Source organism: Chryseobacterium urinae, from assembly GCF_030518295.1.
Classification (GTDB): domain Bacteria; phylum Bacteroidota; class Bacteroidia; order Flavobacteriales; family Weeksellaceae; genus Chryseobacterium; species Chryseobacterium mucoviscidosis.
Genome location: NZ_JAULSJ010000002.1, coordinates 66,787 through 80,177 on the forward strand (window position 1 = coordinate 66,787; position 13,391 = coordinate 80,177).

Annotated in this window: 9 protein-coding genes; 4 read left to right on the plus strand and 5 right to left on the minus strand. The window is 37.0% G+C overall.

From position 1 onward, the window contains the following. Positions 1-3: 3 nt before the first annotated feature. The 4 genes from QWT87_RS01510 to QWT87_RS01525 all read right to left on the minus strand — a co-directional run bounded on the left by QWT87_RS01510 (position 4) and on the right by QWT87_RS01525 (position 5,987). The gene (locus QWT87_RS01510; RefSeq protein ID WP_302712977.1) at positions 4-792 is read right to left on the minus strand and encodes a hypothetical protein; all 789 of its coding nucleotides are present in this window, start codon (positions 790-792) and stop codon (positions 4-6) included. A gap of 130 nt (positions 793-922) precedes the next feature. Beyond that, positions 923-2,383 (minus strand): LptF/LptG family permease, encoded by a 1,461-nt coding sequence (locus QWT87_RS01515; protein ID WP_302712978.1) that lies wholly within the window; start codon positions 2,381-2,383, stop codon positions 923-925. 319 nt (positions 2,384-2,702) lie between these two features. Continuing rightward, positions 2,703-3,350, minus strand: coding sequence for a LolA family protein (locus QWT87_RS01520; RefSeq protein ID WP_087710051.1), 648 nt, complete (start codon positions 3,348-3,350; stop codon positions 2,703-2,705). A 63-nt stretch (positions 3,351-3,413) separates the two neighbouring features. Beyond that, entirely contained in the window at positions 3,414-5,987 is a 2,574-nt protein-coding gene (locus QWT87_RS01525; protein WP_302712981.1) for an FtsK/SpoIIIE family DNA translocase, read from the minus strand. 416 nt (positions 5,988-6,403) lie between these two features. On the opposite strand from QWT87_RS01525, the gene ccsA reads away from it, so the two are divergent. The 3 genes from ccsA (at position 6,404) to QWT87_RS01540 (ending at position 11,400) form a co-directional block, all read left to right on the plus strand. After that, complete coding sequence (gene ccsA, locus QWT87_RS01530; protein ID WP_302712983.1) at positions 6,404-9,649, plus strand: cytochrome c biogenesis protein; 3,246 nt, start codon at positions 6,404-6,406, stop codon at positions 9,647-9,649. Positions 9,650-10,158: 509 nt separating this feature from the next. Continuing rightward, a complete protein-coding gene (locus QWT87_RS01535; protein WP_302712985.1) occupies positions 10,159-11,025 on the plus strand; it encodes an SPFH domain-containing protein in 867 nt (288 codons plus the stop codon). Between the two features lie 186 nt (positions 11,026-11,211). Next, a complete protein-coding gene (locus tag QWT87_RS01540; RefSeq protein WP_076390291.1) occupies positions 11,212-11,400 on the plus strand; it encodes an Arc family DNA binding domain-containing protein in 189 nt (62 codons plus the stop codon). An 88-nt stretch (positions 11,401-11,488) separates the two neighbouring features. Here QWT87_RS01540 and QWT87_RS01545 read toward each other — a convergent pair whose 3' ends face one another. Then, the gene (locus tag QWT87_RS01545; RefSeq protein WP_302712987.1) at positions 11,489-11,716 is read right to left on the minus strand and encodes a hypothetical protein; all 228 of its coding nucleotides are present in this window, start codon (positions 11,714-11,716) and stop codon (positions 11,489-11,491) included. 107 nt (positions 11,717-11,823) lie between these two features. Between QWT87_RS01545 and amaB the strand changes: the two genes are divergently transcribed. Next, on the plus strand, positions 11,824-13,374 hold the full coding sequence (gene amaB, locus QWT87_RS01550; protein WP_214589705.1) for an L-piperidine-6-carboxylate dehydrogenase: 1,551 nt from the start codon (positions 11,824-11,826) through the stop codon (positions 13,372-13,374). The last annotated feature ends 17 nt before the right edge of the window (positions 13,375-13,391 follow it).

Sequence of the window (13,391 nt, forward strand, 5' to 3'; positions counted from 1 at the left end):
AGATTATTTACAATTTTCGTTATAATCATAGATCACTTCATTTACGATCGAAAGATTATCTGCCATCGCATTGTCGATTTCATTTCGGATGAATTTTCCTAAACCCGATCTCTTTTTGGTATCATTTTTCAAAGAACCGTATTCTCCTTTTGTTACTTTAGCTTTTACAACAGGGCAGTCTGCGGTAATGATCTTTGCTTTTGCAACATTAAGTTCTTCAGGTTTTCCGCCTTTTTTGGAATACACATAAGCCAGATTTTCTCTCATTCTTTTGTTTTCCTCGTCTGCAACTGCAATTTGTCCGCCTGCTGAGAAAGTAGTGGGGAATCCATATACTTTGTACACTTTAATTTTTCCGTCTGCCACAACTTCTGCAAACTGATTGCTTTTTGTAAGGTTGTTGAAAGCTTTTAAACCACCACTTAAACCTCCGTTCTGGGTGTTGTACGCTTCTTTGGTGTTCGTGTATTTTATGGTTTCAAAGACTCTTTCCGTATTGTTGTCGATCGCCATATAACCTTTAAGATCATCTACATCATACGTTTTGAACTTTTGCTTTTTCTTTGAGTTGTCAACGTCCGAAGTCGCAATAAATTTCACTTTTTTCTGATTCGTCCACGGATTCATTTCGTCTCCGGCAAGTCTTACAATACCTTCGATCTTTTTCCCGCTTTTATCAATAATGTATCCCGGCTTTTCCCCGATTCTCATTTCGTATTCCGTATTGTCTTCCTGCGCATACGCATTGAAAGAAACGATACTGAATAAGCCAATCAATAATAATTTTCTCATATAAAACTGTCATAATTTTTGACAAAGATAATTTTTTACGGTTAAAATGAAATTGAAATTTAGTTTTTAACATACCACAAAAAAATCCGGAAAAATTCCGGATCTTTTATATTGTATAAGGTACAGCTTATTATTGATACCTTTTGTGTTCTTCATTCTTTACAAAAAGTTTAATCACAGGTTTGAAAGCCGCTTTGTATTTCTCGGCATCAAACAGTTGAGAATCCGTAAGTGCTTTGTACGTCATCCATACTCCGAAAGGAAACAATACCAGATTCGGAACCCATGCTGCAAGATAAGGATTGATCTTTCCGGACCACGCCATGTTTTCAAAGCCTACATTAATCACGTAAAAAATAATGAAAATAACAATCGCAATTACCACAGGAAGTCCCATTCCTCCTTTTCGGATAATGGAACCCAAACTCGCGCCAATCAGAAAGAAAATGATGCAGGTGAAAGAATACGTCACGATTCTCTGCTGATAAATCACGACTTTGCTGTAATATTTTACGCCGGGATCAATCTCGTTATTTTTGCTTTCAAGCGTACTTTTCAGGTTATCAAGACGACTGTAAGCATTATTAATAATCTCCAGTTTTTTATCCCCTTTCACTGTATCGAGCTTAATAATCTGCTTCGGTTTTGCCTTTGCGCTGTTCTGTTTGGTGTCCATATAACTTACCACAGAATTGGTCTGTCCCAAAACATCATTGCTTACATTGGTGAAGAATTTCTGATTGTCTTTCTTTGTTTTATCAATCGTTGTATTCAGTTCATTAAAGGTCTGAAAACGGTAATCGTCTGTAATTTTTTCCTCTTCAATAGCTTTATTAATTATCTCACTTACGTCGAAGTGAAGCGTTAACGTATCAAATTTAATCACCTGATCGGGCTGTTTCAGACGGATGTTTTCTCCTTTCCCGGCAAAATTATCTTCATAAACAAATCCGTTGAACAATTTTAGCTTTAAATAATTTGTATTTTCTGCCGGAGCAAAAACACCTTTCTGAGCAATTACAGTCTGCTGATTTTCGTAGGAACTTGCTTTCTTATGAACAAAAACACCTTCTATATTTTCATCATTTTTACCGTAAATCTTATCGAACTTTACCATGTTTCCGGGAATCTGATCGATAAACTGTCCCGGTGTGAAATTCAGAGCAGGTTTGGTCTGTGCAATATTGAAAAGCATATTTTTCGCCTTCCTCTGAAAATCCGGAATGATATTGTTGGAGAAAAAATACAGCATAATGGAAAGTACAACGGTTACTCCCAAAAGCGGCATCATCACTCTGGTGAGCGAAATTCCTGCGGCTTTCATGGCGGCAAGTTCATACCGTTCCCCGAATTCCCCGAAAGACATAATACTCGCAAGAAGAATCGTGAGCGGTAAAACCATACTGATTACACTTACCCCGAGGTAAAAAAGAAGTTTCATGATTTGCCAGTAGCTCAGTCCTTTTCCCATAAACTGACCCAGCTGAATCCAGATAATGTTCACAATAAAGATGAAAAACAATACGCTGAATATAAAGAAAAACGGTCCGAAGAAGGTTTTTATAATATATCGGTCTAGTATTTTTAACATTCGCCAAAATTAAACAAAAAGCCACAAAGTTTTCTTTGCAGCTCTTATATTTTATGAAATTTTTATAATAAGTTTGTTTAAACTAATTTTAAATGTAACCGCAAAAGAGACAAAAGACTTTGTTGAGTTTATTTAAAGTATTTCAAAAGTCTGCAAAGAGAAAAATCTTTGATTTTTTTTAACTTATGTGCTCTTTTTACATTTAAGTATTAAACTTAATAACTAAAGTGTTACAATCTTTTGCATCTTTTGCGGTAAAAAAGTTTAGACAAGTTTAATAAAAAGCAAATCCGCGTATTCGCTTATCTGCTGATTATTTTTAAAGTTCTGTGATCAGGTAATTTTTGTATTTGTTTTTATCGAATGTAAACATTCCCGGATCCAAAGTCTGGTTTTCCTTGTATTCTTTAATCGCAATTACGGCAAGGTCTTTATTGTTTCCGTGCTGTTCCAGTTTTACCATCTGTTTTTTTGCAGAATCTACAAAAAGATACACATATTTAATTCCGTTGGATTTTACCGGAGTTAATTTAATGAAGTCTGCATTTACACCATCTACATTTTTCTTTCCTCCGTACGTTACATTATAATCTTTTCTGTAAGTAGAAAGATAGTTGATAGGGGAGAACATAGAGCTGCTTCCGTTAGGTTTCGCTACCGTAACCTCCATATCTTCTGTATTGATGTTATAGATTTTACTTCCGTCGAAGATCTGCTCCGTTTCCATGATCTTCAGTTTGTATTTATCTCCTGCAGCGTAATAAATTCCGGGTTCCGTTTTATCGACTTTTCCGTTGGTTCCGCTTCCGAAAGAAAATTTGAAATACGAATTTTTCTTAGAGTTATAATTAGCCGTAATATCATCAAGGATTTTTTTTGCCTTTGCATCAATTTTCTGTGCATTCGTAAATCCGACCGCTCCAACTACCAAACTGCTTACTATAACTTTTGAAATAATATTTTTCATTTTTATTAAATTCTTTAATCTTTAGACTTTCTTTAATGTTAAAAGTTAAACTGAAATTTCGCTTTAACTGCGCAGATCTTCCAAAAACTGTTCCAAAGAATGAAGGTCACTGATGAGAACCTCTCTTGCTTTTGCCCCGTTAAATCCGCCGACAATTCCGCTGGCTTCCAGTTGATCCATAATTCTTCCGGCTCTGTTGTAGCCCAGTTTCAGTTGTCTTTGAAGCATTGAGGTAGAACCTTGCTGAGTAGAAACAATAATTCTAGCTGCATCTTCGAACAAAGCATCTTTTTCATTCGGATCGAAAGCTCCCACTGTACTGGTGGAATCTTCAGAAACATATTCCGGAAGGATAAATGCGGAAGCGTATCCTTTTTGTTCCCCGATAAATTCTGCAAGTCTTTCCACTTCCGGAGTATCTACAAAAGCACACTGAAGTCTTAAAATTTCATTTCCGTTAAAATAAAGCATATCTCCTTTCCCAATAAGCTGATCTGCTCCCGGAGAATCCAGAATCGTTCTGGAATCCACACTGGAAATTACCCTGAACGCTGCTCTTGCAGGGAAATTCGCTTTAATCATACCTGTAATTACATTTACGGAAGGTCTTTGTGTTGCAACAATTAAGTGGATTCCCACCGCTCTTGCCAACTGAGCCAATCTGGCAATCGGTAATTCAACCTCTTTTCCGGCAGTCATAATTAAATCTGCAAATTCGTCCACCACCAAAACAATGTACGGTAAGTAACGGTGACCGTTTTCCGGATTCAGTTTTCTTTCTGTGAATTTTTTATTGTATTCCTTTAAATTTTTGCAGAATGCATTTTTAAGCAAATCATATCTCGTATCCATTTCGATACAGAGAGAATTCAGAGTGTTGATTACTTTATTTGTATCGGTGATGATGGCTTCCTCTGCATCCGGAAGTTTCGCAAGATAATGTCTTTCAATTTTTGAATATAGTGAAAGTTCCACTTTTTTAGGATCTACCATTACAAATTTCAGTTCGCTCGGATGCTTTTTGTATAATAGTGAAGTAAGAATCGCATTAATTCCGACCGATTTACCCTGTCCTGTTGCTCCCGCCATCAGTAAGTGTGGCATTTTGGATAAATCTGCCATGAAAATTTCATTCGAAATGGTTTTACCGAACACAACGGGAAGATCCATATCCGTATTCTGGAATTTTTGCGAAGCAATCACTGAACGCATGGAAACCATCGTCGGATTTTTTCTCGGAACTTCAATCCCGATAGTTCCTTTTCCGGGCATCGGTGCAATGATACGGATTCCCAAAGCGGAAAGATTCAGGGCGATATCATCCTGAAGTTTTTTAATCGCTGCTACACGGATTCCCGCTTCCGGTACAATTTCATATAAAGTTACAGTCGGTCCTATCGTCGCTTTAATTTCGGCAATTCCTACATTAAAGTTTTTCAGCAATCCGACAATTTTATTTTTGTTTTCTTCCAGTTCGTCTTTGTTGATAGAAATTTCTTCGTTTCCGTAATCTTTCAGCAATTCAACAGGCGGCATTTGAAATTTGGCAAGATCAAGCTTGTGATCGTACAATCCGTGTTTGTCTACCAATTCCTGAGATTTTTTATCGGCATCATCCAGAATATCGATAACCGGAGCCACTTCTACATTAAATTTAATATTTTCCTGAGGCGCAGCCGCAGTAACTGTGCTTACCGGAATAGAAGGCGTCATATCAAAAGCCTGTTCCGGACTTGTAGTAGGAACTTTAGGTCTGGAGTCAAGATTTAAATTAATGGAATTTGAAAAATCATTTTTAGGTTCCTCATCAAAAGAAGTTTTATTCGGCGTTACAATCGGATCCAAATTGCTGGATACCGGAACTTCCGGAAAACCTTTCGGAACTTTTACAGGTTCAGGCTCCGCCATTTTGGGAGCTGGTTTTTCTGCAACTTCCGTTACTTTTATTTTAGGTTGTTCTTCTTCCTGTTCTGCCGTTTCAATTTCCTCAATCAGTTCTTCATCCGCTTCAAAATTTTCATCAGAACTCGGCATCATCGATCTTACTTTTCCGATGGTATTTTCGTTGATATCATTTAATTTAGACTTGATAGAACTCGGACGAAGATTAAACTCTAAAATAAAATACAAAGCAATACTTGCAATTAAAACCAGCCAGAGACCATAAGAACCAATAATCGTATTCAGAGACTCCATGATCTGATATCCGTAAACTCCGCTTAAAACACCCTGTCCTTTAGTAATCGCTCCAAACAGAATCGGAAGCCAGCAAATGAAAAACAGGGAATGACCTACCGTTTTCCAAGGTTTGAACATTTTCTTTTTCAGGATAACGGTTCCGAAAACCAGAAATAAAAAGGCAATGATGAATGAAGCCACTCCGATACTTTCGAAAATAAAAATATTTCCGAGCCAGTCGCCAAGTTTTCCGAAAAGATTGGAAGATTTTATACTTTTATCGAGCATCGTTCCTGCCTGACTCTGATCTGCCTTCCAGTTCATCAGGTAAGAAACGAACGAAAAAGTAAGCACTACAGAAAAAAGAATGAAAGTAAGCCCGAAGAATACTCTTGGCTTAGATAAAAATTTGCCCTTATCAGGCGATTCAGTCGGTTTGTTTTGTGTGTTTTTATTCATAATGTCAATTGGCAAATTTAATGTTTTTCCTACATTAAACGAATGCTCATAGGCTTGAAAAAGTAACTAATTTTTCTTTATTTCAAAAGAATTTTTGGATTGATTTGGTTTTGATGATTAAAAATATTTAAAATAAAATGAACTGGGAAAAAATATTCGATCATTTTTTGCTGTTTTGAAAATTTGAATCAAATAAAGATTAAAAATTCTGAATAAATAGAGCTTGTCAATCAGTTTTATAGCTTTTATAAATTCAATTCTGATGGTTTTTTCGTTTTAAATTTTCCTCAAAGGAAATTTGCTTATTAAGAATCAATAAAAATAAGATTAAAAGCAGTCTCAACTGATAAATGACAGTTTTTTTTGGAGTCTTTATGGTTTATCATCCTTATTTTTGCATGTCAAGTATATAAATCATGAAGAAGCTGCAAGATATTCTTATCTCGACCAGGACAATGGCTGTATTGTTACTGGTGTATGCATTTGCGATGGCTTATGCAACGTTCTTGGAAAACGACTACGGTACTCCTACAGCAAAAGCGTTAATTTACGAAGCGAAATGGTTCGAACTCATTATGCTCCTGCTCATTCTCAACTTCATCGGAAATATCGGAAGATATAGACTTTGGAAAAGAGAAAAATGGCCGGTTCTGGTGTTTCACCTTGCTTTTATACTCATCTTCATCGGTGGTGCAATCACAAGGTACATCAGTTTCGAAGGGACTATGCACATTCGTGAAGGAGAAACATCCAATGAAATCGTAACGGATAAAAACTTTCTGAAAGTGCAGATTGAAGAAAAAGGCGATGTTCTTAACTATAAAGACATTCCTTACTTAATGTCTCCTTTGCACAAGGATCTGGAAGCAACCTACGATTTCCACGGAAAGCAGGTGAAAGTAGTTGCTAAAGAATATGTTCAGCGAAAAAAAGACAGTCTTCTGGCTGATCCGAATGGGGCAGAATATCTTCATTTGGTTTCCACAGGACAAACCGGAAGACAGAATATTTTCATCAAGCCGGGCGAAACAAAATCAATCAACGGAACTTTGGTAACGTTCAACAGAGCTATTGAAGGAGCGGTTGAATTTAAAAACGAAGGCGGAAAACTGTTCATCAAAACTCCTGTGGATGCAAGTTATATGACGATGGCAACTCAGGCAACCGGAACAACGGTGAAAGATGAATTCCAGCCTTTGGCTTTAAGAAGTTTATATTCCATCAACGAATTAAAATTAGTAGTTCCGGAAGGTCTTAAAAAAGGAAAACTGATGGCGATTGAAGGCGACAGAAAAAAAGATCAGAATGTTCCGGATATGTTGAAGGTAGAACTTCAGGGGCCTAAAACAAAGCAACTGGTAGATCTTTCTGTTGAAAAAGGAAATCCGAATGCTTACAAACAGGTAACAATGGACGGACTGAACATTATGATCGGTTTTGGTCCTAAAATTTACAATACGCCTTTCTCGCTTAAACTGGATGATTTCATCATGGAAACTTATCCGGGAAGTTCTTCTCCGAGTGCGTACGAAAGCCACATTAAAATTATTGATGAAGGAAAACAGACTCCTTTTAAAATCTATATGAACCACGTTCTGAACCATAAAGGATACCGTTTCTTCCAGTCGAGCTTCGATCCGGACAGAATGGGAACCGTTCTTTCCGTAAACCACGATTATTGGGGAACTTTGATTTCCTACATCGGGTATACATTCTTGTTCGGGGGAATGTTCTTTATGTTCTTCTGGAAAGGAACCCACTTCTGGAAATTAAACAAAATGCTGAAAGACGTTAACAAAAAGAAAGCAGCAGCAGTAATTTTATTATTGTTGAGTTTCGGCTTAAATGCCCAGAAAATTGAGACACACGGTACAACCGACGGAAGCAGGGAACACATCCACGTGGAAGGTGATAATCACAGTCACGCTCAGAGTTCAGAAACGTTAAAACCACAGGGAGCGCAGCCGTTTACAAAAATGAAAGTGGTTTCTGCCGATGAAATTATTGCCAGAAATAAAATCAGCGCAGAACATGCTGATAAATTCGGATATCTTTTGGTGCAGAATTTTGAAGGAAGAATCGTTCCGATTAATACCGAAGCTTTGGATGTTTTAAGAAAGCTTTATAAAAAAGACGAGTTTAAAGGAACAGACGGAAAATCTTTAACAGCAAACCAGTGGTTTTTATCAGTGAATATTGATACGCCAAGCTGGACAATGGTTCCGATGATTAAAGTAGGAACAAAAGGCGGAGACGAACTGAAAAATAAAACCAAAGCAGACGAAGATGGATATACTTCTTTAATGAATCTTTTCCCGGCAGATGCCAACGGAAATTTAAGATATATCCTTGAAAGCGATTACAACACTGCGTTCCGTAAAAAACCGGCTGAACAGACCAATTATGATAAAGAAGTGATTGCGGTAAACGAAAGAGTTCAGATCTTCAATGAATTTTTCAGCGGTCAGTTTATGAGAATTGTTCCTGTAAAGAATGATGCGAATCACACATGGCATTCATGGCTGGATCAGAAAATGGAACCGGATATGGAGTCTCAACAGGTTATGGGACCATACTTTGCAGAAGTTTTGCAGGCTCAGCAATCAGGAAATTGGGCAAAAGCAGATGCGCAACTGGCGAAACTTTCAGAATATCAGCAAAAATGGGGCAAAGCTGTCGTTCCTGCAAAATCTAAAGTTGATCTTGAGGTGTTCATGAATAAAGTTAACATCAACTTCAAATTGTTAATCTTCTACACATTAATCGGAGGATTGCTATTAATCTTAGGTTTTGTTGAATTATTTAAGCCTAAAAAAGTTTTAAACAAAGCAATTAAAGTTATCATTGTTTTAGGAATTGTAGGATATCTTTTCCATTTCCTTGGTTTGGTGGCAAGATGGTATATTTCCGGTCACGCTCCGTGGAGTAACGGGTATGAAGCCATTATTTTCATTTCTTGGGTAGGTATTACAGCAGGTTTATTACTTTACAGAAATTCCAACGCATTAATTCCTGCAGCCGGATTTATGGTAGCTGTTATTATGATGGGATTTGCGCATGGAGGTTCTGCTCTTGATCCGCAGATTACGCCGTTGGTTCCTGTATTGAAATCGTATTGGCTGATTGTTCACGTTGCGATTATTACGTCAAGTTATGGGTTCTTTGCATTATCCATGATTATTGCAGTAATCAGTCTGGTATTTTATATCATTTCCAATAAAGAAACGTATAAATTGCATCACGATACAACGTTAAAAGAACTGGTAATCGTTTCTGAAATGTCTTTAACGATAGGTTTGTTTGCATTAACCGTAGGAAACTTCTTAGGAGGAATCTGGGCAAACGAATCATGGGGAAGATACTGGAGCTGGGATCCGAAAGAAACATGGGCATTCATTTCCATTATGGTATATGCATTTGTTCTTCACATGAGACTGGTTCCGGGATTAAGAAGCAGATGGGCATTCCACGTTGCGACGATGTTTGCATTCTGTTCAATGGTCATGACGTATTTCGGAGTAAATTATTACCTGAGCGGACTTCACTCTTACGCAGCGGGAGATCCGGTTCCGGTTCCGGCTTGGGTTTACATCGGACTTGCAACAATGGCACTTTTATCTGCCGCTTCTTATTACAAGTTCAGAATTTTAAATAAAAAATAAATTTAAGATAATGATTATCCATAATTTGGCATAACTAAAAAACCTTTGAGTTCTTTGCTGAGTGAAACGCCTTTGTGAACTTAAAAACAGTTAGTATATAAAAAGAATCTTAGCGATCCTTTGCGTTTAAAAGCAGTATTACTAATAACGGATAATCAATAAAATATCATACATACGATCCCTGAAATTAATTTTTCAGGGATTTTTTTGCTTAGAATTTAACCGACAGTGGAAGCTGAAGTGTTAAGAAAATTAAGATTTAATCCGTTAAAAAATTCTCACTGTTTGAAGCACGACACAAATATTGAACTGAAGAACAAATATCTGACTCGTGCAGGTTTTGAGAATTTTAGGAATTAAATTTTAATTTTTAGCATTCAGATTTCGGGTCTTGAATTTTTGTTTCTTTTGATTCAAGTCAAAAGAAATTTTAAAATAAATGATTTTTCATATAAAAAAAGTCATACCTTTATGATATCAAAATAATATCAAATTAAAAAATCAATATCATGGAAAAAATCTTAAAACCAATGTCGGGATACCTTACTTTGGTCATTTGTCTCGGATTATTTGCCGTTTCCGTTTATTTATTTGCAATCGGTGTCGATAACAGTGTTACGCTTGTCGTTTTATCATTATTGTCATTTATTCTGTTTTGCTTTTTCATGAAAGGGTTAATGATTATTCAGCCTAATCATTCAAGAGTGCTGAACTTTTTCGGAAAATATGTGGGAACCGTAAAAGACAACGGTTTGTTTTTTATCAATCCTTTATATTCCTCACAGAAAATCAGTCTCCGTTCTGAAAACCTTCAGGGACAGACTCTTAAAGTGAATGACAAGATGGGTAACCCGATTGAAATTGCTGTGGTGATTGTCTGGAAAGTGGGAGATACCTACAAAGCGGCTTTTGATGTGGAAAGATATTCAGATTTTGTTAAAATGCAGAGTGAAGCCGCGGTACGTCATTTGGCGATGAGTTTTCCTTACGATAATTTAGAAGATGATCATGCACCGATTACTTTAAGAGAAGGCGGTGAAAAGATCAACGCTATTCTGGAACAGGAACTTACCGAAAGACTTTCAAAGGCAGGAATTACCATTCAGGAAGCAAGAATTTCACATTTGGCTTACGCGTCAGAAATCGCAGGAGCGATGTTGCAGAGACAGCAGGCAACGGCAATTGTAGCCGCAAGAATAAAGATCGTGGAAGGAGCTGTAGGAATGGTAGATTTAGCCCTGAAAAAGCTTTCGGAAGAAAATATCGTAGAACTGGATGACGAAAGAAAAGCAGCCATGGTGAGCAATTTAATGGTGGTTCTTTGCGGGGAAAAAGCGGCACAGCCGATTTTAAATGCCGGAACTTTGTATAATTAAAGATTTGCAATGTATCTTGTCATTTCGACGAAGGAGAAATCTTTTTATGATTGTCCGTAATTTGTCATAATTAGAAAACCTTTGAGTTCTTCGCTGAGTGAAACGCCTTTGCGAACGAAAAATATTCACAATAATTAAAAGAAATCTTTGCGCCATTTGCGTTGAAAACAAAAAGAATTAACAAAAATGAAATCAGAAAAAGCTCAGAATCCTTCCGAAAATAAAGGCAAAAAATCTTTTGTTTTAAGGATTGATGAGTCTACATTTAAGCTTCTGGAAAAATGGGCAAATGACGAATTCCGGAGTGTAAACGGACAGATTGAGTATTTGCTGCATCAGAGCCTGATTAATTCAGGAAGGAAAAAGAAAGAATAGGTGAAAAAATATGGTCATTTCGAATGACATTGAATCCAAAACAAAAGCTGAGAAATTTCTCAGCTTTTTGTATCTATATATCAATTAATTAATCAAAAATTCCGGTAATATAATCGGAGATCACCGTCCAGAAATTCTTTCCCAGAAAATAGATCAGCGTAGAGGTAATAATTCCTTTGACGGTAAAAAATATAATTCCGCCAATCCCGAATTTCTTTACCAGACTTTTCCATCTGGAGGATTTTTTTCCCTCTGTGGCAGGTTCGTTATTAATCTTATTATTTTCCATTCCTGAAATAAAATGATTCCTATACAAAGATAACTATGTTTATAATTAGTCCAAATAAAAAATTGTTAAAAAATTAAAATTTTGCGATTCGCATAATATTTCTATCTTTAGAGGAAACGAAAAGTAAAATTTTTATGTCTAAAAAAGTAAAGGATTTTGGGATCGAAAAAACACTCAAAAATCTAGGAATTAAGGATGAAAATAAGGGAACTTCAGTAGGCGGAAAATACTTTGCATCAGGGAAAACCATCGAAAGTTACTCTCCTGTAGACGGAAATCTGATTGCTAAAGTGAAGACTTCCGGAGAATCTGATTATGACAAGGTAATTGAGACGGCTGAAAAAGCTTTTAAAGAATTCAGATTGATTCCGGCTCCTAAAAGAGGGGAAATTGTAAGACAGTTAGGTCAGAAATTAAGACAGTACAAAGACGATTTGGGGAAACTGGTTTCCTATGAAATGGGTAAATCCCTGCAGGAAGGTCTTGGAGAAGTTCAGGAAATGATTGATATCTGCGATTTTGCAGTAGGGGTTTCAAGACAGCTTCATGGGTACACAATGCACTCGGAAAGACCGGGACACAGAATGTATGAGCAGTATCATCCATTGGGAATCGTAGGAATCATCACCGCGTTCAACTTTCCGGTAGCAGTTTGGGCTTGGAATACAGCTTTAGCATGGATCTGCGGTAACGTTACGATCTGGAAACCGTCAGAAAAAACACCGCTTTGTGCCATTGCCTGCCAAAACATCATGAACGAAGTGTTAAAGGAAAATAATCTTTCCGAAGGTATTTCCAGCGTATTGGTTGCAGATCACGAAATCGGACAGAAATTAGTGGATGATAAGAGAGTCGCTTTAGTTTCTTTCACCGGTTCTACAAGAGTGGGAAGAATGGTTTCAGCGAATGTTGCACAAAGATTCGGAAAATCGATCCTTGAATTAGGTGGAAACAATGCCATCATTATTTCTAAAGATGCAGATATTGATATGTCAATTATCGGAGCAGTTTTCGGAGCTGTAGGAACGGCAGGACAGAGATGTACTTCCACAAGAAGACTGATTATCCACGAAAGTGTTTATGATGAAGTGAAAAACAGACTGGTAAAAGCATACGGACAGCTGAAAATCGGAAATCCTCTGGATGAAACGAATCATGTGGGACCGCTTATCGATACCGATGCGGTAAATATGTATCAGGAAGCCATTAAAAAAGGCAAAAAAGAAGGTGCAAAATTCATCGTGGAAGGTGAAGTTCTGAAAGGAAAAGGATACGAATCCGGTTGTTACGTAAAACCATGTATCGCTGAAGTAAAGAATTCTTACGAAATCGTTCAGCACGAAACTTTCGCACCTATTTTATATTTAATCAAATACAAAACTTTAGAAGAAGCAATTGCTATTCAGAATGATGTTCCTCAGGGATTATCGTCTGCAATCATGACGCAGAATTTAAGAGAAGCAGAATTATTCCTTTCTCATGCAGGTTCAGACTGTGGAATTGCCAATGTAAACATCGGAACTTCAGGTGCGGAAATCGGCGGAGCTTTCGGTGGAGAAAAAGAAACCGGAGGCGGAAGAGAATCCGGATCAGATGTTTGGAAGTACTATATGAGAAGACAGACCAACACCATCAATTATACCACAAACTTACCTTTAGCACAGGGAATTAAGTTTGACCTTTAAAAACTAACATCATGAGT

Excerpts from the sequence above, each read along its gene's own strand:
- QWT87_RS01520 (WP_087710051.1), bottom strand. The coding sequence starts at position 3,350 with ATGAAAAATATTATTTCAAAAGTTATAGTAAGCAGTTTGGTAGTTGGA.
- ccsA (WP_302712983.1), top strand. The coding sequence starts at position 6,404 with ATGAAGAAGCTGCAAGATATTCTTATCTCGACCAGGACAATGGCTGTA.
- QWT87_RS01540 (WP_076390291.1), top strand. The coding sequence starts at position 11,212 with ATGAAATCAGAAAAAGCTCAGAATCCTTCCGAAAATAAAGGCAAAAAA.
- amaB (WP_214589705.1), top strand. The coding sequence starts at position 11,824 with ATGTCTAAAAAAGTAAAGGATTTTGGGATCGAAAAAACACTCAAAAAT.
- QWT87_RS01510 (WP_302712977.1), bottom strand. The coding sequence starts at position 792 with ATGAGAAAATTATTATTGATTGGCTTATTCAGTATCGTTTCTTTCAAT.
- QWT87_RS01515 (WP_302712978.1), bottom strand. The coding sequence starts at position 2,383 with ATGTTAAAAATACTAGACCGATATATTATAAAAACCTTCTTCGGACCG.
- QWT87_RS01525 (WP_302712981.1), bottom strand. The coding sequence starts at position 5,987 with ATGAATAAAAACACACAAAACAAACCGACTGAATCGCCTGATAAGGGC.
- QWT87_RS01535 (WP_302712985.1), top strand. The coding sequence starts at position 10,159 with ATGGAAAAAATCTTAAAACCAATGTCGGGATACCTTACTTTGGTCATT.